The organism is Fusibacter tunisiensis (genome assembly GCF_016908355.1).
Taxonomy (GTDB): Bacteria; Bacillota; Clostridia; order Peptostreptococcales; family Acidaminobacteraceae; genus Fusibacter_D; species Fusibacter_D tunisiensis.
The window spans coordinates 39,676-64,561 of record NZ_JAFBDT010000013.1; the positions used below are offsets into that span (position 1 = coordinate 39,676).

The window sequence follows — 24,886 nt, forward strand, 5'->3', positions numbered from 1 at the left end:
TTAAGTCCTCCGTTTACAAATCAAATCCACTGCCACCTATAAATTCTTTTAAAATTGAAATTCTAGGGACAAGTGCATCCTCATCAATTGAATGAAAGTAGCCTAAAAATTTTCTGAGCATATGGGCTTCAGCAAACTCCGGCTCATCTGGTTTTATATCTTCTAATAAAGTCAGCGCGTGTTTTTTTAGGACAGCCAACTCGTATGGCAAGGACGTGTTAAAAACTTCATCCGCCATCTCTTGAAATGGAAAAATATATAACTCTTCACCCCGTCTTACGGAAGGCCACATACCAATGGTTTTTCGAGCTGAATGGCCTCTAAATTGGTTATCTCTGACAATGCGTCTCAACAGACGTGTTTGCGTTGTTGGAACTCTATTGTGTTCATCAATGTTGAGTTGCGTTAGGGCACTTACATAAATTTTAAATTTATCTCTTTTAAATATTTTAGAAGTGAGTTTCTCGTTTAACCCGTGAATGCCTTCAATAATAATCGGCTGGTCTTCCCTAATTTGAATGGGTGGATTCGGATAAGTCCGCGTACCGGTTTGAAAATCAAATACAGGCAATTTTACCAAATCACCATCTAAAAGCGCCATCAAATCCGCATTGAATTGGTCCACATCCACAGCTGCCAACGACTCAAAATCAAAGTTGCCATTTTCATCTCGTGGCGTCTTTTCGCGATTGACAAAATAATTATCGGTTGAAAGTGTAATTGGGTCATGATGGTTAACCTTAAGCTGTATCCTTAACCGGTTCGCAAAAGTCGTCTTCCCAGATGACGATGGTCCGGCAATCAGAATAACCCGCTTATTCATTCTTGTAATTTCATCTGCAATGTAAGCGATTTTCTTCTCATGGAGGGCCTCTGCAATCTGGATTAATTCTCTATGTCGGTTTTCATCTATCAAAGCATTGAGATTACTCACGTAACCAATATTCATAATATCTGCCCAACGTTCAGATTCTTTGAAAACGTCTGCAATTTTAGGCGATTCAATAAATTCTGGCAAATCAAATGGCGAATGTACTGTAGGGTGCATTAGAATCACACCTTCATCATATTTGATCAGATCAAAATTTTGAATGTAGCCAGTGCTTGGGACCATGTAACCATAAAAATAATTAACAATGCCTTCCAATTCATAAAGTCTAATGTAATCTTTAGACCGATATTTAAGAAGTTCAACTTTCGAATGCATATTCTGTCTTTTAAATGCTTCAGAGGCTTCGGAAAGTGTGCTTGTAAACTTTACAAAGGGTAGGTCACGGTCAATGAGACTCTGCATTTTCTCTTTAATTAAAAAATAGTCTTCATGTGTTAACCGTCTATGGTAATCAAATTCACAGTATAAGCCTTTACTCAGTGAGTGTTCAATTCGGACGCGTATCCCATCAAAACAAGACATTGCCGCATGAATCATAATAAAAGAAAGGCCCCTTTGATAAATTCGAATCCCATCGGATTCACTCAAATCCACAAACGACACTTCACAAGAGGGTTCAACTTCTTGTGTCAACTCTTTAAGCACATTTCCGCACCGAACAGCAACTACTTGAGGCGCATTGTCCTTAACAACCTCCTTTATTAAGTCTTGATAGGTTGTGCCCGCCTCAACTTCAACTGTGCCATAAGATTTAAGATTCAATTTAATCATGTTTACGTCCCCCTTTCTCTTCAAATTCCGCTTCTAGAAAGTTTAAAATCATATCGTTTATCTTTGAATATTTGTATCGATCCAACTTTATGTTCATAGACTCCAAACATTCTCTAAAATCATCTAAAATGCTATATGGGTTTCCATATATTTGTTGAATTTCCTCCATGCTTACACCCTTAAATCCATGTCCGACCAAGGATTCATGTCTAAGCTCAATCAATTGATTCATCTTTTGAGTATTCATGACATCAATTACATGATCTATGTTTTTGTCCGGTTTTGCATGCTTTTTGAAATAAGCGTTTAGAGCATACGTCAAATTTCCATTGAAGATTCGATATTGGTTGCGCAATATTCTTAGAATTTCTTTCTTTTGAACAAACTTCATGTGAAAAGAAAATGGACGATTGTTCATATGAGACCGGATAAACATATACTTGTATATTGCTTCTTTGAACCGATAAACCCGTCCTAAAAAATCAATATATTCTTCATTAACAATCTGAAACTTCAAGTTTTCAAGCAATTCGGACATTAGCGCATCCGGTTGGCCTTCATTTAAAGCATCAAATTCCTTTTTTAGTTTGGTACATGCCTCATTTTTAATCATGGCTTCTGAAAGGGTATTAAGCTTTTTTCGAGCTGTTTCAAAATCGAAATTCACCGCATACCGGCACGCATCTATAATTACCCCTCCGTTTGACTTTTCAAGTCCAACTTCTTTTAAGACTTCAAATGCCCCACCATAATCATACCGTTCTATTAATTTTTTTACCACTTGCATGGAATAAATCATTTAATCATCCTTTATGGGTTCATTTTAATAAATGCATCAATTTCACTGGATGGTGCACTATACGAAACACCTTCTAAAACCATTCTATAACTGTGTAAAAGTTGTGCGTTTATCGCATTTGTTTTCTGGCCACCATACTTGACATCTCCCACAATGGGATGCCCAATCCAAGCCAAGCTGGCTCTAATCTGATGGCTTCTTCCAGTGAGCAGTTCCACTTCCAATACAGTATGATGCGACAAATGCTGAATGGGTTTGTACTTGGTATGGCAAAATTTAGAGTCATCCGAATCCCACTTATAAAGCGTCACTTTATTTCTTTCAGGATCTTTAACCAAGTACCCTTTGACTTCACCAGGTTGATCTATATGTCCTTCCACGACGCACAGATAATATTTTTCAATAGCACGATCTCGCATAAGTTCATTATACTTTTTAAGGGCTTCATATGTTTTTGCAAAGACCACAAGACCACTTGTGTTTTTATCCAATCTATGGATTGGTGCAGGTCTAAATGTTCGCGTACATAGGGCCTTAAGATAGAACTGAACACTTGTTGCAAGTGTATTTTTATACTCATCCTTATCAGGGTGCGTTAACATGCCTTTAGGTTTGTTAAGAATCAAAAGCGATGCATCTTCATAAACAATATCTAGGCCAAGTCGATCGGGTCTAGGAATCTCTTCCTCTCTAATCAATCCTTCCAAGGTCTCATCTGCCAAAAATATCTCTAGCTCATCTCCAAGCTTCAAAAAATAATCTTCCTTTACTCTTACACCATTTACCTTAAAAACTTTTTTTCGAATCATTTTAAAAATATTGCTTCTCGTCGTGGCGTTTAAATATTTCGTTAAAAAGCGATCCAATCTCTGTTCCGCTTCGTTTTCGCTAATGATAATTTTCTTCATGAATGCCTCTTTCAATAAACAATGGTTAAAACACCATAATCACATACTAATTTATACCCAATTTTTTCATAAAGTCCAATCGCAGTTAGATTTTCAGATACAACAAACAAATAAGACGTTTTCCCCCGTTCCAAAATACGATTGGTTAAGAAAGAAGAAACATTACGGCCAAGACCTTGTCCGCGATATGCTTTGGAGACATAAATCCCCCCAAGAATTCCAAATCTATCGGTCTCCTCTTCAATTAATCCCTGTGCAACAATTTTATTCTGATGAAGGTATAATAGATAATTTTGAGAATGAAGCATTTTTTTGAAATCCTTTAAAATGTCGTTAACGGCTTTTACAGGACGTCCAAAATGTCGTTCCACCTCAATAAAAAATTTTAAATCTTGAAGCAGTTCTTCCATAAACCCATTGGTTTTCTGAGTAAGATGCATGCCATCAACCAACACATAGGCTGTTTCTATCATGGGTAGATTTTCAGATGATTTGCAAATCATCAATTTTGAATGCATCAACTTCATCTCAGATACTGCTCTACACAGCAATCGATCTATAGCCTCTATTTGCGACAAAACTCCTTTGATATACTTAGGTTTGTGCAATTTAACTGCTTTTAAGATGCCCAGACTTCCAAGGACCTTTTCATCACTATAGTGCATACACAACACTTTCTTATCTGAAAAATAAAACAAACCTCTTAAATCCCCTTCATGCATTTCACCATATAAGGTCCCTTTTAAATTTCCTGCCTTGAATTCTTCGATGGGTTTTTCCAAATAAACCACTTCATTTTCATAGGTCTTGATGTATTTTACAATTGCATTCAAATCACTGGTTTCCAATTTTCCAAACATAGCACACCTCAATAAAATTGTAACACGAAAGTAATCTGTTTGGAAAGAACAATACTTTGAGAATGAAATGATTTATGATATTCTAGTGATAGTAAGAACTCAGGAGGCACATAACATGTTCGAAAAAATAAAAGATTTTCTTTATGACATAAGCGACATTGTTTTATCACTACTCATTATTGCCGTTATTTTTTATTCTGTTTCATGGAAGATTACGGATACGCTCAGTGTGGATATGACGTCGCCAAGCGAAACATCTTCTTCAGATGCACCATCCACTGAATCCCCTGTGATTGTTGTAACACCAGACCCTACAGAACCTGTAGAATCAACTGAAGCAACAACGGTCCCAGAAACAGAACCACCAACTGATGCACCTGAACTCCTGACCTTTACAGTTCCCGAAGGCGCAACAGGATATGGCATCGGTGAAAAACTTCAAGCTGAAGGATTCATCACAGATGTGAACGCATTTGTTCAAAGGTTAATTCAAATGGGCTTTGACAGTAAACTTCGGTCTGGAAGCTTTAAACTTAGCAAAACGGATGATATGGACACACTTATAAAAGTATTGGCAGGCCAAGGACGCTAAAAAGCGATCTGAGATGCTTTAAGCGTCTCAAATCGCTTTTTTTATTTTTGTTTCAGCAATTCAATTTCGAAGTCCTCTAGCACTCTATACTGGCCTTCTAGCAAGAAAGGATCTAATTCTAAGCCACCCATTTGAATTCTTTTCAAGTAAATGACGTGTTTTTCCAAACTTTCAAACATCCGTTTTACTTGATGAAATTTCCCTTCATATAAAACCACTTGAACAAAACACGTCCCATCTGATTGGGGTTCTATCTTATCTAATATGGCTGGTTTACACATGTAGCCATCATCCAGTGTAATTCCGGACTCAAATGCCACAACATCTTCAGGCGTCACAAGTGTATTGATTTGAGCCAGATATCGCTTAGGCACATGTTTTTTGGGTGACAATACCTCATGAGATAAAGCCCCATCATTGGTAAGAATCAAAAGCCCAACTGTATCTATATCCAATCGGCCAACCGGAAATAAATTTCTATTGACATAAGGTTCATCTAAAAGATCCAGCACTGTTTGGTGCATTGCATCTTGAGTTGCACTAATTACACCCGCTGGTTTATTAAGCATAAGTGTGACAAATTTCTGATATACGACGGGGATACCATTATAAAGAATCTGGTCAACCTGCGGGTCAACTTTCTCCTTGCCAGATTTCACAACGGTGCCATTCACTGAAACCCCACCTTGCTTTAATCTAACACGCATCTCATTCCTAGAGCCTATCCCCATATTGGATAACAATTTATCAAGTCTAATCATTTCTCCCATTTTTTTCGCCTCCTAAAGCATCCGCCAAGACGGCGGATACATATTTTTCAGAACACCACCTGAAATTTTTGCCCATCCAAGCGGAAATCCATCTGTTGTAACCAAATGGAATCCATCTGTTTTAAAGTCTTGTATCAAAGTCTCTCCTTTTAAATACTTTATAACTTCCAAAGAATCTGAAGGGAAATCTACTCTTGGCTCAAAATCTTCTGCCTTCAAATAAAGTGCAAATGCTTGATGGGGTATAAATTTTTCCCTCTTAATTTCACCCAACAAAAGACCTTCTCTCGCGATTTTCAAGCCTGATAAAGGGAGTTTATGGTCAGGTTTCAGATAAACTCTATCTTTAATAACTTCAAAATGTCCAACCGGCGCAGTTTTTTGCATATGACTGTCGAAAAAGGCCTGAAGTTGAGTTGGCGGTTGATTTGCCTCATAAAACTCTAATTTCACTTCATTAACCATTTCTGTCGTTTCCAGGCATCCAACAAAATGACCTTCTCCCTTGTGTTTATGAGGCCAAATATGCGCAGATTCGCCTTCTATATCAATTGGCAGTTCTGGGAACTTGCCCGGCTTGAAAATCGAATAAGACGCTTTTAAGTATGCCATTTGAGTTTCGTTTTCTTCTAAGGCAAATGTACAAGTTGAATAAACCAAACGGCTATTCTTTCGAATCAAATCAGGGACAGTGTCAACAATTTCCCTTTGCAAGATTTGGCATTGAGATGGCCCAAAATTCTCCCACGCATGAACAGCTTTAAGATCTTTTTTAAACATCCCTTCTCCTGAACACGGGGCATCAACTAGAACATAATTAAAGCGATTTCCCATCACACTGGCGATTCGTTCTGGCGATTCATTTAAAATAACCACATTTCCAAGTCCGAATTTTTCTACATTCCTAACAATGGCCTTGATGCGTTTGTCGCTGATATCATTGGAAACCAATACACCTTTGGGCCCTATCTTAACTGCCAACTGGGTTGATTTGCCTCCAGGTGCCGCACACAGGTCTATGCATGTACTGCCTTCAGATGGATTTAAAACTTCTGCTGGCGCCATTGCAGAGGGCTCTTGAACGTAATAAAGGCCTGCATGGTAGTACGGGTGTTTTGTAACTGGATCGTTGGGGTTATAATAAAATCCACCAGTAACCCATGGTATTGGCATAAGTTTATAAGGAAATATTTCTATGAAATGACTTATGCTTATTTTGGATGTGTTGACTCGAAGTCCAACGTGAACCGGTTTGTCATAGGATTCTATAAATAAGGGAAAATCGGTCCCCAACTGTTTTTGCATTCTTTCAATAAATGGAATAGGTAATTTCATATAAGACTCCTGTTATACCAATTGTAATTTCAATGAACATGCTATATAATATCATATATAGCAGGATATTGGTAATACCGCGTTGTCAAGATTTGCACTAAATCATAAAAAGGAGTGATCAAGTGCCATTAGTAACGACTAAAGAAATGTTTAAAAAAGCCTATGAAGGCGGATATGCAGTTGGTGCATTTAACGTAAACAATATGGAAATCATCCAAGGAATCGTTAAAGCTGCTGCTGAAACAAAATCACCTGTAATCCTTCAAGTTTCTGCAGGTGCAAGAAAATACGCAAGTCCAGTTTACCTTAAAAAACTCGTGGAAGCTGCATTAATTGAGCATCCAGAACTCGACATTGCACTTCACTTAGACCATGGTGAAGATTTTGAAATTTGTAAAGCGTGTATCGATGACGGATTTACTTCCGTTATGATTGACGGCTCACATCTTTCCTATGAAGAAAATGTTGCACTTACAAAGCAAGTTGTAGAATACGCACACCCAAGAGGTGTTGTTGTTGAAGCCGAACTCGGCAGACTTGCCGGCGTGGAAGATGCTGTAAATGTTAGTGCTGAAGACGCAACATATACCGATCCAGATCAAGCTGTAGACTTTGTTAAGCGTACAGGTTGTGATTCTCTTGCCATTGCAATTGGAACCAGCCACGGGGCTTATAAATTCGCAGCAGATTCAGATCCTAAAATCGATATAGAGCGCTTAAAGAAAATCTCCAATCTAATTCCAGACTTCCCACTTGTTTTACACGGTGCCTCTTCTGTTATTCCAGAATATGTGGCAATGTGTAATGCGTTCGGTGGCGACTTAAAAGACGCAAAAGGATGTCCTGAACCAATGCTTAGAGAAGCTGCACAATATGGCGTTTGCAAAATCAACATCGATTCGGATTTAAGACTTGCCATGACCGGCGTCATCCGTAAAGAGTTTGCTGAAAACCCAAGCAACTTCGACCCAAGAAAATATCTAGGTCCTGCTAGAGATGCTATTTACGGTATGGTTAAACACAAGATTTTAAACGTACTTGGTAGCAACGAAAAATAAAAAATGCTGAAAAAATAGCTGTTCCCACTGGGAACAGCTATTTTTATGCATTTTCTTAACTACATCTTTTCAGGCTCTGGGTATGTCTCACCAAAAGTCTCAACAGTACCTTTTAAAATACGTTGGTCTTCATTAGGTCTATCCCCATATCCTGTTTTAACCTCTGCAATCTCATCAACAACTTCTATGCCTTCGATAACCTTTCCAAAAGCAGCGTATTGTCCATCCAAGTGCGGTGAATCTTCATGCATAATAAAAAACTGACTTCCTGCCGAATTTGGATTTTGAGAACGGGCCATAGATAAAACGCCCTTTGTATGCTTTAAGTTGTTCTGAACACCATTAATTAAAAACTCACCTTTAATGCCATAACCAGGACCACCCATCCCAGTTCCATCTGGACAGCCGCCTTGAATCATAAAGCCTCTAATGACGCGATGAAAAATCAAGCCATCATAAAACCCTTTTTGGACCAAACTAATAAAGTTGTTCACAGTATTCGGTGCAATTTCAGGGTATAACTCAAGTTTAATCTGCTTGCCATTTTCAAGTTCAAATTGAACAATTGGATTCTGTGCCATAATTACTCTCCTTATTCAGATGTATTTTGTCTTTCCAAATGAATGTCAAACGCATTGACTTCAAAAATTTGATTTATCAAATCCCATACTTGGTATTTCCCAGATCGATCTGATGCGGATACAGGGATTATGACAGCCTCAGGCGTCATTTGAAGTTCATTACGAATAACCTTCATCTGTTTCGCTATTTGCTGTTTGCCCAGCTTGTCTGCTTTAGTCGCGATAACGATGCCACTAAACCCACTGTTTCTAATCCAGTCATACATTTGCTTGTCTTCCCCAGACGGTTTATGTCTAATGTCAACCAACTGAAAAACTTCCAACAAATTTTCTCTGGACTGCAAATAAGTTTCAATAATTTTGCCCCAAGACGCCTTTTGCGTTTTTGATACTTTTGCAAAGCCATAACCCGGTAAGTCAACAAAACGAAAGAGGCCATCAATATCATAAAAATTAACCAATTGAGTCTTTCCAGGTGTAGAGCTTGTTTTAGCAAGCCCTCTTCTGTTCAGAAGCATATTGATTAATGATGATTTTCCAACATTGCTTCTTCCTGCAAAGGCAAGTTCTGGAAGGGCATCTTCCGGATACTGCTTTTTTGAAACAGCACTAATTACAAAACTGCTGTTTTTAATTTTCATTTGATTTCTCCTCTGCTTGATTCGGTTCGCCGCTTAATGCATGTTTTAAGACTTCATCCATGGTTTTAACTGGAACAAATTCAATTTCTTTACGTACAGTTTCCGGAATATCTTCCAAATCCTTTAAATTTTCATAAGGGAATAAAATCTTATGAATACCGGCTCTTTTAGCTGCGAGTGCTTTTTCTTTAAACCCACCAATTGGGAGTACACGACCTCTAAGGGTTATTTCCCCCGTCATCGCTACATAACGGTCTACTGGGATTCCAGAAAGTGCAGAAATCATAGCCGTCGCCATGGTTATCCCCGCAGAAGGGCCATCTTTTGGAATTGCACCTTCTGGGATATGAACATGCATGTCCAATTTTTCATGAAAATTCTCATCGATCCCATAGGTTTTCGAAACAGTTCGAATGTAGGATAAGCCAGCCTGCGCGGATTCCTTCATCACATCGCCAAGCTGGCCTGTGAGTTGAAGTTTCCCTTTGCCTTTCATGGTATTCACTTCTATAGAAAGTGTATCCCCACCAACTGCAGTCCAAGCCAAACCTGTTACAATTCCGATTTGGTCTTCGTCCGCAATCAAATCATAATGGTATTTAGATTTGCCAAGGTACTTATCTATATTTTTATCTGTTATACGAACGCACTTTACTTCACCTTTTGCAATGCGTACAGCCGCTTTTCGGCTCAAATCTGCGATCTTTCTTTCAAGTTCACGTACACCAGATTCTCTCGTATATTTGCGAATAATCTCCAAAAGTGCATCATCAGATACCGTTAAATTGGATTTTTTGAGACCATGTTCTTCCATTTTTTTAGGGACAAGATATTTTTTGGCTATGTTTAGTTTTTCAAATTCTGTATAGCCAGATACCTGAATCACTTCCATACGGTCAAGAAGTGGTCTTGGAATTGTATTTAATGAGTTTGCTGTTGTTAAAAACATGACTTTAGATAAGTCAAATGGGACTTCTAAATAATGGTCTGTAAATTCCTTGTTTTGCTCCGGATCAAGGACTTCAAGAAGCGCAGATGCTGGGTCGCCTCTAAAATCGCTGGACAACTTATCAATTTCATCAAATAGGAAGACCGGATTTTTAGTTCCAGCTTCTTTGATGCCGTTGATTATACGTCCTGGAATCGCGCCAATATAAGTTCTTCTGTGGCCTCTTATTTCCGCCTCATCGCGCACACCACCAAGACTCATCCGCACGAATTCTCGGTTCAACGACCTTGCAATTGATTTCGCAATTGAAGTCTTCCCAACACCTGGAGGGCCAACCAAACAAATAATCGGTCCCTTCATACTCTGAGTCAAATCTCTTACAGCCAAGTATTCAACAACCCGTTCTTTAACAGATTCAAGTCCATAGTGATCCTCATCCAAAATGCCTTGAGCTTTCACCAAATCTATTTCGTCTTTGGTTTCTTTTTTCCATGGCAACTCTAAAATCCAGTTCACATAAGATCGAATAACACCACTTTCTGCAGAAGATGGTGAAAGTCTAGAATATCTATCGATTTCATTTGAAACTTTCTTTTCGATTTTTTTCGACAGTTTCAATTTTTTAAGCTTAGCCCGCATATCTTCAATTTCATCTTCTTGCGCTTCTTCTTCACCCAGTTCATCTCGAATTGCCTTAATCTGCTCTCTCAAATAATACTCTTTTTGAGACTTGTTAATTTGGCTTTTCACCTTATCATTGATGTTCTTTTCAACTTCTAAAATTTCAATTTCAGTCAAAATAATGGTCAATAAGAGTTCAAGTCTTGATTTGACATCAAGCGCATTAATAATCTGCTGCTTTTGATCTGTTTTCAAAGTAATTTGAGCTGCAATAATGTCCGCAAGTCTTCCCGGTTCATCAATGGTAGATACTGACAAAATCACATCTGGACTAACGCGATTGCTAATAGAGATATATTTTTCAAACGCATTAATCGCACTCCGCATTAATGCTCTTGTTTCTTTGGACACTTCTGTGGCATCTATATACGGTTTAATTTCAGCTCTAAAGTATGGTGTTTCATCAATAAACGTTTCCACTTCACCGCGTTGAATCCCTTCCACTAAAACACGAATGGCATCTCCTGGAAGCTTTAGCATCTGTTTGATTTTACAAACCGTACCAATTTTATAAAAATCTTTAGAGTCCGGCGCGTCGTTGTCTATATCAAACTGTGTCGTTAGGAAAATTTTCTGGTCTTTGGCCATTGCTGCTTCAAGTGCTTTAATTGACTTTTTTCTACCCACATCAAAATGTAAAACCATATAAGGGAAAATAGACAATCCTCTCAACGGTATCAGGGGTAGGTTCATGTTATTTTGATTCGGTTCCATTCAATCACCTCTTTCTACTCTTTATAGATACCCTATTTTATATAATTAAACGAAAGAACGAGCTCTCGCCCGTTCCTTTTATTATGAAACACTTTCTTTATCTGTTTTGGCTTTTGTAGGTTCCTTTTTGGATTCAACCAAAACCAAGGTAGGCGTTTGATGATTACGGATGGTTTCTTTTGTCACAATGCATTTTTTTATATCTTTCCTTGAAGGAATCTCATACATTATTTCCATCATAATACTTTCCAGTATAGATCTAAGACCGCGCGCACCTGATTTACGTTCAACTGCCAATCGTGCAACTTCTATCAAAGCTTCATCGTCAAATTCCAGTTCCACATCATCCATTTCAAGCATTTTTTGATACTGCTTTACAATGGCATTTTTCGGCTCTTTAAGAATTCGAACCAATGCTTCTTCATCTAATTCATGAAGGGATACAACCACTGGAACACGACCTACAAATTCCGGAATCAGCCCAAATTTCAAAAGGTCTTTAGGTTCAATTTTGTCAAACAATTCGCCAAGTGGCAAGTTCTTCTTGCTTTGAACACTTGCACCAAATCCCATGGCCTTTTCACCAATTCTTGAATTTATAATCGACGCCATGCCATCAAAGGCACCGCCCACAATAAAAAGTATATCCGATGTATCTACTTGCAAAAACTCTTGATGCGGATGCTTTCGGCCCCCTTGAGGTGGCACATTTGCAACCGTTCCTTCAATAATTTTTAGAAGTGCTTGTTGAACGCCTTCTCCAGAAACATCCCGTGTAATAGATGGGTTTTCCGACTTACGCGTTATTTTATCAATTTCGTCAATATAAATAATCCCTTTTTGAGCTTTCTCAATATCGTAATCTGCAGCCTGAACAAGCTTTAGGATGATGTTTTCAACGTCCTCACCGACATAACCTGCCTCTGTTAGAGTCGTTGCATCTGCTATGGCAAATGGCACATTGAGAATTTTTGCCATAGTTTGTGCCAAAAGTGTCTTTCCTGAACCTGTTGGTCCAATCAAAAGAACATTGCTTTTTTGCAATTCCACATCGTCATCACCAGTCTCAGTTTGTATACGTTTATAGTGATTGTACATGGCAACTGAAAGTGTCTTCTTGGCTTTTTCCTGCCCAATGACATAACTGTCTAGAATCTCCTTAATTTCCGAAGGTTTAGGTAATTCATCAATCATCCAATCATTTGAGGCTTCATCCTTGTATAAGGTTAACTCCTCTTCTAAGATTTCATTGCACAGTTCAATGCACTCATCACAAATATAAACATTTGGACCAGCAATCAATCGTTTCACTTGTTCTTGACTTTTTCCGCAAAAGGAACACTTCAAAGTCGGTTTTTCCATCCTTTACCTCATTTCCACAACTATTTTCGCTTAGCAAAAACCTGATCAATTAATCCATAGGCAACAGCTTCTTCTGATGTCATGAAGAAATCACGATCGGTATCTTTTTCAATTTGCTTTAAAGACTTACCAGTTTTTTCGCTCAAAATTCGATTCAAGTCTTTTCTCATTTTTAAAATTCGATCTGCTTGAATTTTAATATCTGAAGCCTGTCCTCGGGCACCACCTAAGGGTTGATGAATCATAACTTCAGCATTAGGGAGTGCATACCGTTTGCCTTTTTCTCCTGCAGCAAGCAAAAATGCACCCATACTTGCAGCCATCCCCACACAAATTGTGGACACGTCTGGTTTTATATACTCCATTGTATCAAAAATTGCCATCCCAGCAGTTATAGAACCCCCTGGGCTGTTGATATACAAACTAATGTCTTTATCTGGATCTTCTGATTCTAAGAACAGCAATTGCGCAATGACTACATTTGACATATAGTCATCTATTTCACCACTAATAAAGATAATTCTGTCTTTTAAAAGTCTTGAATAAATATCATAAGAACGCTCACCTTTACTGGTTTGTTCTATGACATAAGGGACATAACTGGGCATTTCCCACCTCCTGGTGTCTATACAAGTTTTGCTTCAGCTACTAAAAAGTCAACTGCTTTCTTTGATTTCAAGTTTGTTTTTAAGTACTCAAAATCATCTGAAGCAAAAAGTTTTTTAACTTCATCTGCGGATCTTTTTTGTGATTCAGCAATTCTCTCGATTTCTGCATCCACATCAGCGTCAGATACTTCAATCGCTTCTTGTTCAACAACTTTTTCAATCACAAGACTTGTTTTAACACGTTCAATTGCATCGCCACGCATTTGCGTCTTGAGATCGTCTATCTTTCCGCCTGTAAATTGAACATATTGATCAAGGCTAAGTCCTTGATATTGAAGTTGTTGATCAAAATCTCTAAGCATGCCATCTACTTCAGCATCAATCATTTTTTCAGGAATCTCTACTTCCAAAAGTTTGCATACCGCTTCAATAACACGATCCCTTTGTGCCGCTTCAGCACTCTCTTTCGTTGAAACTTCCAATTCTTTCTTTAAGTTTTCTTTGTATTCTGCTAATGTATCAAATTCAGACACATCTTTCGCAAATTCATCATCCAGCTCTGGCATTTCTTTTACTTTAACCGCATTGATTTTTACCATAAATACAGCATCTTTGCCAGCAAGATCTTCTGAATGATAAGTCTCTGGGAAAGTTACTGCCACTTTCACGTCATCCCCTACTGATGCACCAATAAGTTGTGCTTCAAATCCAGGAATAAAGCTGTTTGATCCTATAACAAGTTCTTGGTTATCTGCAGTTCCCCCTTCAAATTGAGTTTCTCCTACAAATCCTTTGTAATCAATAAGTGTTGTATCTCCATCTTGAACAGGTCTGTCTACTTCAACCAAGCGTGCGTTCATATTTCTTGTTTTTTCAACTTCTTCTTCAACCATTTCATCTGTAACTTCTGTGCTAACTTTTTCAACTTCTATGCCTTTATAGCCTTTAAGTTCAAACTCAGGTGCTACAGTAACAACTGCTGTGAACACCATACCTTGACCATCTTCAATCTCTTCAATGTCAATATCAGGTCTTGCAACAGGTTCTACATTCAATTCTTCGAGTGCTTTTTCATAGTATTCTGGTAATAAAGCGTTTATAGCATCTTCAAAGAAGACACCTTTCCCATAATGCTTCTCAATAATACCTTTAGGTGCTTTCCCTTTTCTGAATCCAGGGATTGAAAATTTGCTCTTACTCTTGTTGTACGCTTGCTGAACAGCCTTTTGAAATGCTTCTTCAGAAACTGCAACTTTGAGTGTTACTTGGCTGTTTTCTTTCTTTAAAATCTCATAACTCATGATTTTGCCTCCCAACTATTTCTACTGGTCACACCAGTAATATTCAAAATAAGTGCATTAACCAAATAATAGTACCTTATTTAGCCAAAAAAGTAAAGTTTAATAGAAAAAACCACTATCATTATACCTTAAAACCCCTTCTAAACAACCCCAACTTGCAAAAATTAAACATTTGTTTTAAACTATTCACAATCCGTTTACATCTTACAAATTTTAACAATCGAAAGAGGCGCTAATTTATGACTCAAAACAATCTGACACCAGAACAAAATCTTGCTGTTTCACATTTTCTAGGCCCAGCTTTAACCCTAGCCATACCCGGGAGTGGAAAAACAACAGTCTTAATCCACAGACTCAAAAAACTCGTTGAAACCCATGGCGTCTCCCCTGGTGAAATTCTTACTGTAACTTTTTCGAAAGCATCCGCGACGGATATGAAAACCCGGTGCCAAGCCCAAATTGACTCTAATTTAGCCGAAAAATTTGACTTTATGACCATCCACAAATTTGCCTATCGCTTGTATACGCATTACTTGAAAACCAAAAATATAAGTAAAAGGCTTTTAGAGGATGGGTCTGAAAAATATCGACTGCTGGCGGGAATTTTTCGTCACTACGAAGACGACTTCCTAACAGATGATTTTTTTGAATCTCTTTCAAGTGAAATCAGCTTGATCTATAATTTAAAACTCAAACGAACAGATGCGCATTTGCCCAATTTTACATGGCACTCTATTTTTAAGATGGCAGAAGCGTATCATCTCTATAAGCATCGGAACCATCTTTTCGATTTTGACGACATGCTCTACTATGCCATTAAGCTCTTAAAAAACAACCCCACGATTCTGGCGTCTATTCATAAAAAATACCCGTACATCCAAGTTGATGAAGCTCAAGACACCTCTAAACTTCAATTTGAATTGATTGAACTTTTAGCCGGGCCTTCTGAAAATCTTTTTTTAGTGGCAGACGATGACCAATCCATTTACGGGTTTCGAGGGGCTTATCCCCAATACTTATTGGAATTTCCTCAAAAGTATCCAAAAGCCAAGTTGTACCATCTCAGTACAAATTTCAGATCTGACGGAAATATTGTTACCGTTGCGTCTGGCATAATTGATAAAAATCAAAACAGATACCACAAATCCATGTCAGCCCACAACCCCTCTGTTAATTTACCTTCTGTTGTATGGTTTGATGACTTATACACTAGAAATCATTACCTCGCAAACGCATTAAAAGGAGATGGACAAACAGCAGCTGTCTTATACAGAAACAAAATATCTGCTTTGAGCATTATGGATGAACTTATTCGAAATGGCATTGATTTCAGCATTAAAGACCCACCTATAAGCGAACTCAACCATTGGCTGATTAAAGATATTCTTGCTTTTATAACACTTGCAATGATTCCTCAAGATTTGGAAAGTTTTGAACGCATTGCCTTTAAAACGAATGGGTTTATATCTAGAGAAATGTTACAGTACGTCAAAGACAATCACAGAGGACGCAATATTTTTGATTGCTTGATTCAAGCACCTTTTCTTGAAGACTATCAGACCCGGACGCAAGAACAACTTAAGTCCAATTTTGAAGCCCTTGCTAAACTAAGGCCTTTTGATGCCATTCATTTCATAGAAACTGAGCTCGGCTACCTGGACTATCTAAAAAAGAATTCGGAAAGACTCAGCACTTCAATGCACTATTCAAGAACACGTTTAGATGCTTATAAAGCACTTGCCAAACCCTTAAAAACAACCGTTGAATTGATTCAACGTGTTCAAGAATTAGACGCTCTAATTCAAGAGCATATGCAGACATCCAGTAAAATTACTTTGTCTACAATTCATGGCTCAAAAGGACTTGAATTTGATACAGTATATATGATTGATGTAAACCCTAAACTGTTTCCTGGCTTGAGGCAAACTGAAAACGACGCTCTGGAAGAAGAACGTCGCCTATTCTACGTTGGCATCACAAGGGCTCGCTATAATTTTGAATTGCTCCACTGCGAATTTGTCAATGGCGCCTTTAATCAAAACTCAAAATTCATCGAAGAATTCATGGGACAACCGCTCTCGGACCACCGTTTTAACAATATCACTGGAAAACCCGCGACCAGCTAAGAATCGGGCCAGTTTTCCGTAAACCTTATTTCTATAAGCGTAATCATTTGATACTTGATTCCAGTCAATATTAAGGGATTCAACTTTTCGGCTCAAAACATGTCTGGCACGCGCCTCTGGTGACGCTTCAATGTCAGCCGACTCAAAAGCTGCCTCCTGATCACGTTCACTGACCCCTTTCCGATTGAGATATGCTCTTAAGCGATACGCGCCATACCGGTTGGCATTGGCCTCAATATAGAGCCTTGCAAAGGCCACATCGTCTAAAAGGCCATTGTCATTTAAAAAAGCCAAAACAAGTCGTTGTGTTTCCACCTCGACTTGTTTTTCATTTAATTTTCGTTTCACTTCAGCTTCGGTACGCATCTTAAGTGTCAAAAGATACAGTGCGTAATTCAGCCATTTTTCATACTCTTTTTGACTCACTTTCCCCTCACAATTACCGTATATTTTTATTTTCAACTGTTATGGTTATTTCCTTAATTTCAACAGAATTTCCTCTACCTGTCCCAAATGGATGCATCATAAATCTCACATTTCCAAGGTCTAGTTTATAACTGGAAAGTTTGTAGGTGTCGTCGTCTATTGTATAGGAAATTTGATTGTTTCTCGTGTCATAGGTAAACACCTCTTCCACCCACTGATCGTATACAGATGGTACTAAAACATAATTGTCATTGTATGCCCAATCTGCTGCTAAAAACCGAAACACATCTCGTCCAGGTCGCTCTTGCTCATAGATTAGGTCATAGGCATATTCCACCAAAAAAACACCATCGCCAAATGAAGTTTGCCAACTTCCCGAAGTTGGCTCCGGTTCAAGTGCCACATCTGACGTTTGGTACATGGCAACACCACCAGAAAATGTGTCATTCCCATGTTTAATACGCACCTTCCGGCGCATGGTTACAACATCCCCTTGACGGATTTCTATCGGTTTTGAAAGCATATAAGGCATCACACCTGTATCGTCCATAGAAAGTTTAAGGATCCCACCTGCTTGCACGAGAAGTTCATTTGAATGACGCACAGACTCCCACCCCGCTATCATCCAAAACTCTCGGTCCAGAGGTTCCTCAAAATTAAAGTCGTAGGACAATATCGGTGCAGGCCTCTGTGACTTTTCATAAGCACTATAAATCAATATCAAAATTGCAATTATAAGTACAGCGACCACTATTTTCTTCATCTTGTGTCACATCCTTTTCATCATGTCTTCTACATCTTTTAAACCAATTACAAATCGATATTTAGGCCTTAACTTTTCAAACTTGAATATAAAAACAAATTGAATCGCATCCATGGTATGCCAAGATATTTTAATATCATCTACCCACATCGCCATTTTTTGATCCTTTAATTTCTCAAGCAGTAAAGCTCTAAGACTGTTTAAATCCACCATACGCTGTGGTGTTTTTTTTAAGTAGTTAAATGTGGATACCAACAAAGACTGTCTTATGCGATTAAATATTAAGAATTGCCGGACGCTTTTGTAAAATTCTACCAAAAAGTAAATCGCAAACGTAAGCGCTGCAGCAATAAAAATGTTATTGAGCATTTTTTTCACTCCATTCTCATATCAGTTACCCTATTTATCGGCGTATTTACTGTGTACCTTTAGCGTACACCACTTGGCGCAGTTCACTGAGTTCTTTGTCATCGAGATGTCGCCACTTGCCAATTGCCAAGTCCCCCAATACAATATTCAATACCCGAATTCTCTTTAACTTAACCACCTTGTAGCCTAGCGCATCACACATACGTCGAATTTGTCGATTGAGGCCTTGGGTTAAAATAATCTTAAAAACAGTGGCTGATATTTTTTCAACTTTGCAAGGACGGGTTTTTGTGTCTAAAATTTCAACACCTGAAGCCATCTGATTTAAAAACGCATCTGTCAACTCTTGGTTCACTCTTACAACATATTCTTTTTCATGATGGTAACGCGCTTTTAGAATCCCATTAGAAAGTTCCCCATCATTTGTAAGCAAAATCAGTCCTTCCGAATTTTTATCCAATCTCCCAACTGGAAAAATTCGAACCGGATAATTTATATACTCAATAATGTTGTTTTTCACTTTGGGATTTGCTGTGCACTCAACGCCAAGGGGTTTATAAAATGCAAGGTAAACCTTTTGATCTTTTGGTTCAACGGGTTTACCTTCAAACGTAACTTGGTCGCCCTCATTCACTTGAGATCCTAGTGTTGCCAACTCTCCATTAATGGTTACTTTTCCAGCTTCAATCAATCGATCTGCCTCTCGCCTTGAACACACACCAGATTCTGCGAGGTATTTATTAATTCTCATAATAACGCTCCTAAGTTCTTAAGTTGGATTGAAACTGTACCATCTGGATTTGTCGTCATCTCAAAATTATCACCTTCAGCCACGTAAGCATAAGGCAAAGTGATTTCAACACCACTTGCTGTTTTAATTTTTTGAGTCCGTTTCATCTTTTTTCGATGTGTTTCTCCAATTGTTAACGCTGCATCTTCTAAGCCTTTGTCTGCAATTGCCTCTCTATAAGCCTCTCGCTCTTCATAAGTTTCAAAACATGCCTGAGCTACTTGGTTTGGTTCAATTGCCTCAGAAGTTTCCACCAAATCTTGAATCGCCGCTCTCACACGACTGGTCTGGACAAGACCCTCTGATTGAAAATTCTGAGCTACTTTTTCAGCCGTCTTAACCAAAACATCCATCGCTTTTTTAGGAGAAGGTTTGTAACTGCCCCCTAAAAATAGGTCTGAAATATATGAAACGCGACGCCCGTCCAAAGTAACTTGCTTGTCTTTGACCAATACTTTTCCCCCTGCCCAATCCACCACAAATCCCTCATCTGGGGCTTGCGTTTTTTGAGGCAATGTCGAAACATGGCGCACAATTCGATTGATCACGGATTGATCTTCTGTTTCAACCAAATGAACATAAGAGGTCTTAAAATTCAATTTAACAAAAGCAAAAAATTCGACACCCTCTTCTTCGATATGGGCGCAAATCAAGTCACAGGGCTTGATGTCTTCAGATCGTTCCATCGCTTCATAAAACAAATCTGCAACACCGAGCCCAAGATTTTTAAAGCCAACCGTTTTACTCTTTTCCATTAATCCGAAAAGTGGGGCACTCTCCACCAAAGGGACCTCAAATACATCATATCCATCAAAAAAACCTTGAATTCGAGTTACAACATATGCCTCAATATCTGCATCTAATTCCATCGGACGTTCTGAATAGATCCTAGTACTTCCAACAAAATCCAAAACATGTAAATAGCACGCTTTGATTTCCATATACGCTTCTCCCATACAAATGACAGGGCAATCCTTATAAATCTAAAGAATTGCCCCATTATCATTCTTCTTATTCAACTATAAATTTATCTGTTTCCGACTGAAGAACAGTTGCCATGTTTTTCAGTTCTGATATACTCGCTGCAATTTCTTCAAACGTCGCCACCTGTGTCTCCACATTCTCTCCAATTCTTTCAGACGACTGTACATTTTCTTGCATAATATGTGAAAGATTGTCAATGGCCTTGGCCATTTCTTCAGAAATGTCAGATTGCTGACCTGCACCCTCACTGATTTTTGTCATCCGTTCCGTAATGCCTTCTATTAATTTTAAAATTTGCTGGAAGTTATTGCTTGTCTCATTTGCTTCTTCCACACTTGTCTTAACCAAAGTTTGTTCTTTTTCAATGGTTTCACTGGCACCTTGAATATCTGTTGTAATCTGAGTAATAATGTCGTTAATTTTAAAAGCGGAATCTTTACTTTGCTCTGCCAATTTTCGAACTTCTTCTGCAACAACAGAGAAGCCTCTGCCATGTTCACCGGCTCTTGCCGCTTCTATAGAAGCGTTTAAAGCCAGCAACGATGTTTGATCCGCAATGGCGTTAATCATGTTGACGATGTCCACAATTTCTTCTGAAGAAAGTTTGAGCGCTCCAATAACACCTGCCATAGATTCAGAAGATACCTTAACTTGACCAATACTATCTGCAACCTTCTCTAATTTTCCAACACCTGTTTTAGAGGCATTCAGCATTTCTTTTGAATCCACAACCACAGTTTCAGCTTCTTTTGAAATCATTTGAGCACTGCTGGAAAGTTCCTGAATACTCGCTGTAGTTTGCTCCACAACACTGGCACTGCTCTGAAGACCATCTACCATAGTTTGAACTTCGTGATTTACCGCTTCAAGGCTTTCATTTGTCTGCTCAATTGCATTGTGAATTTCTTCTGTATACGTACTTAAAGAATTGGCATTTTCTTTAACATTTATAACCACAGCCCTAATTTTTGAAACAAATTGGTTAAATAATTTTGCCAGGGTTCCCATTTCTTCTTTTGTCTGTACTGGCAGTTCTTTGGTTAAATCGCCTTCGCCTTCTGAAATGTCTTTAAGCATCACATTTACATTTGTGATTGGCCTAGAAATAACATTGGCAATAACAATTGCAAAAAGTATCGCGCCAATTGCTATAACAGCTACAGTAATAAGCAATTTAAAGAGCAATGAAGCAATTTCATTTTGAAGACGGTCTGCAACACTTTCACTTAACGCTACTGTCAATGCCGCAACTTCATCACTGAGTGTGTTTAGCGTCAAGAACAACCCTTCAGATTGATTTCTACCAATGACATTGTCCAGTTCAACCAATTCAGCAAATTTATCGGTATAACCCGTTGCAATTTCCCTATACTCATCCTTGTACTCTTGAGAATAATTTCCAAGAGCTACCTGAGTATTTGGATAACCTAAGCGGTCGGCAATTTGCTTTTGAAACCTTTCTTCTTGTGTGTATAAGTAATTAATATGTGCCAAATCCAGATTGGCAATTGCTTTGTCAAGGTTGCCATCTTGAGGCAAGGCAGCCAGTTTAATGCTCAATTGCTTTTTAAGTTTGTCAATTTCGCCAATTACACCGTAAGTCGCATAGCCTCGATGCTGTATCTGAAGATGCATTTCTTCAAACGTCTGATGATAAGCATTAAGTTTGCTTTCAAGTGCACTTAACTTTTCTTCAAGTTCTGAATTGCCTTTTACAAGAGATGCATTCCCAATAGTCTGTAAAGTTTCGGATACAGCTGCATACTCCGTGTTAAAAGCCACCGTCCGATCCGTTGGGTACAGTTCCCCTTCACCCAGTTCTGAAGCGGCCTTGAAAAAATCTTCATTGGTTCGATCAATAATGATGAAATCCCTTTGTGCCACATTCATAGATTGAACAGCTTCGCCTATGGTGTGTTGTGCTTCAATAACCGGAATGTAATCATTTACAATTTCTCCAATAAAGGTGTAGGAGTTAATGGTTGAATAAATAAGCGCTATAATAACCACTAAAAACCCACCCATGATTTTAGTCCGAATCTTCATATTTGATATCAAAGCAAACCGTTTCATGTTTTTTTTAGGTTTTAACTTCTTCGATCTCTTTTCTTTTTTTACTTTTTCCTTTTTAACCTTTTCTTTTTTAACTTTCTCTTTCTTGATTTTTTCTTTTTTTTCGCGTGGTTTCTTCACTTTTTCTTTTTTAGATTTTAAAAACAATTGCATCAAAGATCCTCCCCATTGGCACTTAATTAATTCCATTATACAGATTTGCTTTCCATATTTCCATTCAAATTGTAAAACTATTCTAAATTATCTGGATGACTTTGTGTCATAATCCGTTCAATTTCAGATAAATTCTCCATAAAAACATCAACAAGTACTGGATCGAGATGCGTCCCTTTTGAGTCGATTAGTATATTTAATGCGCGGTCCAGATCAAATGCCTCTTTATAAACGCGTTTAGACGTCAATGCATCAAACACATCCGCTATGGCAACAATTCGTGCAGAAAGTGGTATCGCTTCACCTTTAAGCCCTTCAGGATAACCACTCCCGTCCCATCGCTCATGATGGTATCTGGAAATTTCTTCAGCCATTTTATAGAATTCAGGGTCAAACACCCTTAAACCGTCACGTAAATCTCTAAAAATATCTGCGCCAATCCCGGCATGGGTTTTCATAACATGCCATTCCTCTGGATCTAATTTTCCAGGTTTTTTTAAGATTTGATCCGGTATTCCCACCTTACCTATGTCATGTGAAGCGGCATTACGCTCTATTTCCAAAACAAAACGCCTGTCCACTTCATACCCTGGGATTTTCTTTTGACGTATGCCCTCTGCAATAACAACACTATACGCAACCATTCTCAGAATATGACCACCCGTTTCATTGTCTTTTTGATCAACAAGTTCAGAAAAGCTTCCAGTAATTTTAGCGAAAACAACTTTTGTGAAATAAGCCCGATTCAACAACCCTTTTATTTCATTGATGATTTTTTCAGCCAATTCCTGGTGCTTTGAAGTGAAGTGGTTCTTTTTCTTTGAACTTAAAAAAACCATACCAAATACAGTACCATTCATCTCCATTGGTAAAATCATATTGGATTTTACGCCTTCATCTACGATGAGTTCAAGCGTTTTACTTTCAGGCCTTCTTTCAAAATCAAGCTCAAGGTCAGGCGTAACCATCGTCTTCTTGTGTGCTAATATTTTTGACAACCGCGTTTCTTCAAAACTTGTCTCAAAGCCAGGTCCTAAAAACATGTCTTCATACGAGGCAACACCATATTCCGCAACCAATATATTTTTTTCATAATCTACAAAGGCAAGTCCAATCCTATCTATGTCTAAAATTGGTTTGATTTTTTCAAAAAGGGCATCTATAAAGTCTTCTACAATATAATGGCTAATTAAAATTTCTCTAATTTCAGAAATTAACTTGCGCTCGTTATACAGGGTTTGAATGTAGTCATTCATTTGCATTTCTTCAGAAAAATACGGCTTAATTTTTGGGAGTTCAGTATTCTGAATCCTAGAATCAGAGATTGCTTTAAAGGAATCATGGACGTATTTAAATTCCTTATTAATCAAATAACGCATGCCGTAACTATAACCAATGGCAATGACAAGCAAAAGTATTATAATGAGATTGGCCAAGAAATTTATATCTTTGACAACAGAATCACTTAAAGATCTGTGACTTTCTATCATTTGGTTGTAATCTTGATCAAATTTTTCAACGGCCTGATTTAACGCTTCGAGCTCCATTGTATAAATTGAAAAGCTAAAACTAATATTTCTTATCTCAAGGGCATCTTGAATGAGTATTGCAATCTGCCTATCCAAATTGTCAACATTTTTACGATGGCGCCACAAACTCCACTTGGCAATATCGTTCCAGTTTTTTGACATTTTATTAAATTCAGGCACTAAGTTTGACGCAGAGGTTACCAAATTCATCTGATGCGTCTCAAAAGCAGACTCTAAAGACTCACTCACCAAAGTATCTTCTGCTTTATCAATCTGCATCTTTACATTATTAAGAACCCTTATTGGAAGGTCTAGTTCTGCCCTTTGGGTTACAATAGCCTCTTCTATAACCCTATTTTCATCCGAATAAACTTTGATTTGAGGCACAAAAATAAAATTGATGCCCGCTGTTATGACAGCAATCAAAACAACAACAGTTAAACTTATATTTGTTATTCTGCTAAGACTTGGCATGGCAGACTCCTTCACGTTTTATTGTATTATTATAACACATCTGCACCCTAACCTTTTATTAAATATGGTATAATGTAAAAAAAATTTATGCAAAAGGAGTTTCATCTTAGCTTTTGCAGCAAAACTACAAAAAAACACCCTTGAACCCACTGGAAATAGTGTGTTTCAAGGGTTTCTTTTTTTACGTTTTTTTGTAGGGTAACAGGTCTAAATTTTAGTTTCTGAAATATTTTTTTTGATCTGTTGTAAAGTTCTTATCTTTGTTGAAAAATCAATGTCTGTAGCTTGTCCGATGTCTTCTAATACCTCATCATAATAATCGAATAAGTAGTAGTTCTGGTCCACGTTGGTACAAGTGCATTTTTTAAGACTTTCAA

The 24,886-nt window shown here is 38.0% G+C and carries 22 protein-coding genes; 3 read left to right on the forward strand and 19 right to left on the reverse strand.

Annotated features, from left to right (window positions below):
• Positions 1–13 precede the first annotated feature (13 nt).
• The 4 genes from JOC49_RS08560 to JOC49_RS08575 are packed head-to-tail and all read right to left on the reverse strand — an operon-like array spanning position 14 to position 4,230.
• On the reverse strand, positions 14–1,663 hold the full coding sequence (locus JOC49_RS08560) for a nucleoside kinase (protein WP_243423659.1): 1,650 nt from the start codon (positions 1,661–1,663) through the stop codon (positions 14–16).
• Entirely contained in the window at positions 1,656–2,462 is an 807-nt protein-coding gene (locus JOC49_RS08565; RefSeq protein WP_204664346.1) for a hypothetical protein, read from the reverse strand. The genes JOC49_RS08560 and JOC49_RS08565 overlap by 8 nt, the downstream gene beginning before the upstream one ends.
• 11 nt (positions 2,463–2,473) lie before the next feature.
• Positions 2,474–3,370 carry an RluA family pseudouridine synthase gene (locus tag JOC49_RS08570; RefSeq protein ID WP_204664348.1) on the reverse strand — a complete coding sequence of 299 codons (897 nt, stop codon included), beginning with the start codon at positions 3,368–3,370 and terminating at the stop codon, positions 2,474–2,476.
• Positions 3,371–3,381: 11 nt separating this feature from the next.
• The gene (locus tag JOC49_RS08575) at positions 3,382–4,230 is read right to left on the reverse strand and encodes a GNAT family N-acetyltransferase (protein WP_204664351.1); all 849 of its coding nucleotides are present in this window, start codon (positions 4,228–4,230) and stop codon (positions 3,382–3,384) included.
• A 115-nt stretch (positions 4,231–4,345) separates the two neighbouring features.
• Here JOC49_RS08575 and JOC49_RS08580 point away from each other — a divergent pair, with 115 nt between their 5' ends.
• Entirely contained in the window at positions 4,346–4,822 is a 477-nt protein-coding gene (locus tag JOC49_RS08580; protein WP_204664353.1) for a hypothetical protein, read from the forward strand.
• Between the two features lie 41 nt (positions 4,823–4,863).
• On the opposite strand, the gene JOC49_RS08585 is transcribed toward JOC49_RS08580, so the two are convergent.
• Together JOC49_RS08585 and JOC49_RS08590 are read right to left on the reverse strand one after the other, a co-directional pair.
• Positions 4,864–5,592, reverse strand: a complete 729-nt coding sequence (locus JOC49_RS08585) for a pseudouridine synthase (protein WP_207754709.1) — start codon at positions 5,590–5,592, stop codon at positions 4,864–4,866.
• Positions 5,593–5,604: 12 nt separating this feature from the next.
• Entirely contained in the window at positions 5,605–6,927 is a 1,323-nt protein-coding gene (locus tag JOC49_RS08590) for an RsmF rRNA methyltransferase first C-terminal domain-containing protein (RefSeq protein WP_204664355.1), read from the reverse strand.
• A 122-nt stretch (positions 6,928–7,049) separates the two neighbouring features.
• Here JOC49_RS08590 and fba point away from each other — a divergent pair, with 122 nt between their 5' ends.
• Positions 7,050–7,985: a class II fructose-1,6-bisphosphate aldolase gene (fba, locus tag JOC49_RS08595; RefSeq protein ID WP_204664357.1), complete on the forward strand. Its 936-nt coding sequence runs from the start codon at positions 7,050–7,052 to the stop codon at positions 7,983–7,985.
• 59 nt (positions 7,986–8,044) lie between these two features.
• Here the strand turns inward: fba and JOC49_RS08600 are convergent, their stop codons facing one another.
• The 6 genes from JOC49_RS08600 to tig form a co-directional block, all read right to left on the reverse strand.
• A complete protein-coding gene (locus JOC49_RS08600) occupies positions 8,045–8,566 on the reverse strand; it encodes a peptidylprolyl isomerase (protein WP_204664359.1) in 522 nt (173 codons plus the stop codon).
• A gap of 11 nt (positions 8,567–8,577) precedes the next feature.
• Positions 8,578–9,207, reverse strand: a complete 630-nt coding sequence (yihA, locus tag JOC49_RS08605) for a ribosome biogenesis GTP-binding protein YihA/YsxC (protein WP_204664361.1) — start codon at positions 9,205–9,207, stop codon at positions 8,578–8,580.
• Positions 9,197–11,551 (reverse strand): endopeptidase La, encoded by a 2,355-nt coding sequence (lon, locus tag JOC49_RS08610; protein WP_204664363.1) that lies wholly within the window; start codon positions 11,549–11,551, stop codon positions 9,197–9,199. The genes yihA and lon overlap by 11 nt, the downstream gene beginning before the upstream one ends.
• An 81-nt stretch (positions 11,552–11,632) precedes the next feature.
• Positions 11,633–12,913: an ATP-dependent Clp protease ATP-binding subunit ClpX gene (clpX, locus tag JOC49_RS08615; protein WP_204664364.1), complete on the reverse strand. Its 1,281-nt coding sequence runs from the start codon at positions 12,911–12,913 to the stop codon at positions 11,633–11,635.
• Between the two features lie 20 nt (positions 12,914–12,933).
• Positions 12,934–13,521, reverse strand: a complete 588-nt coding sequence (gene clpP, locus JOC49_RS08620; RefSeq protein ID WP_204664366.1) for an ATP-dependent Clp endopeptidase proteolytic subunit ClpP — start codon at positions 13,519–13,521, stop codon at positions 12,934–12,936.
• A 17-nt stretch (positions 13,522–13,538) separates the two neighbouring features.
• A complete protein-coding gene (gene tig, locus JOC49_RS08625) occupies positions 13,539–14,822 on the reverse strand; it encodes a trigger factor (protein WP_204664368.1) in 1,284 nt (427 codons plus the stop codon).
• Positions 14,823–15,061: 239 nt separating this feature from the next.
• Between tig and JOC49_RS08630 the strand changes: the two genes are divergently transcribed.
• Positions 15,062–16,948 (forward strand): ATP-dependent helicase, encoded by a 1,887-nt coding sequence (locus JOC49_RS08630; protein ID WP_204664370.1) that lies wholly within the window; start codon positions 15,062–15,064, stop codon positions 16,946–16,948.
• On the opposite strand, the gene JOC49_RS08635 is transcribed toward JOC49_RS08630, so the two are convergent.
• The 7 genes from JOC49_RS08635 to JOC49_RS08665 form a co-directional block, all read right to left on the reverse strand.
• Complete coding sequence (locus JOC49_RS08635) at positions 16,865–17,374, reverse strand: RecX family transcriptional regulator (protein WP_204664372.1); 510 nt, start codon at positions 17,372–17,374, stop codon at positions 16,865–16,867. The genes JOC49_RS08630 and JOC49_RS08635 overlap by 84 nt on opposite strands.
• Before the next feature lie 13 nt (positions 17,375–17,387).
• Positions 17,388–18,137, reverse strand: coding sequence for a hypothetical protein (locus JOC49_RS08640; RefSeq protein ID WP_204664374.1), 750 nt, complete (start codon positions 18,135–18,137; stop codon positions 17,388–17,390).
• 6 nt (positions 18,138–18,143) lie between these two features.
• Positions 18,144–18,506, reverse strand: a complete 363-nt coding sequence (locus JOC49_RS08645; protein WP_204664375.1) for a hypothetical protein — start codon at positions 18,504–18,506, stop codon at positions 18,144–18,146.
• 46 nt (positions 18,507–18,552) lie between these two features.
• Positions 18,553–19,257 carry a pseudouridine synthase gene (locus JOC49_RS08650; RefSeq protein ID WP_204664377.1) on the reverse strand — a complete coding sequence of 235 codons (705 nt, stop codon included), beginning with the start codon at positions 19,255–19,257 and terminating at the stop codon, positions 18,553–18,555.
• On the reverse strand, positions 19,254–20,237 hold the full coding sequence (locus tag JOC49_RS08655; RefSeq protein WP_204664379.1) for a nucleoid-associated protein: 984 nt from the start codon (positions 20,235–20,237) through the stop codon (positions 19,254–19,256). Before JOC49_RS08655 ends, JOC49_RS08650 begins: the two co-directional genes overlap by 4 nt.
• Positions 20,238–20,307: 70 nt before the next feature.
• Positions 20,308–22,506 carry a methyl-accepting chemotaxis protein gene (locus tag JOC49_RS08660; protein ID WP_204664381.1) on the reverse strand — a complete coding sequence of 733 codons (2,199 nt, stop codon included), beginning with the start codon at positions 22,504–22,506 and terminating at the stop codon, positions 20,308–20,310.
• Between the two features lie 77 nt (positions 22,507–22,583).
• The gene (locus tag JOC49_RS08665; RefSeq protein WP_204664383.1) at positions 22,584–24,509 is read right to left on the reverse strand and encodes an HD domain-containing phosphohydrolase; all 1,926 of its coding nucleotides are present in this window, start codon (positions 24,507–24,509) and stop codon (positions 22,584–22,586) included.
• Between the last annotated feature and the right edge of the window lie 377 nt (positions 24,510–24,886).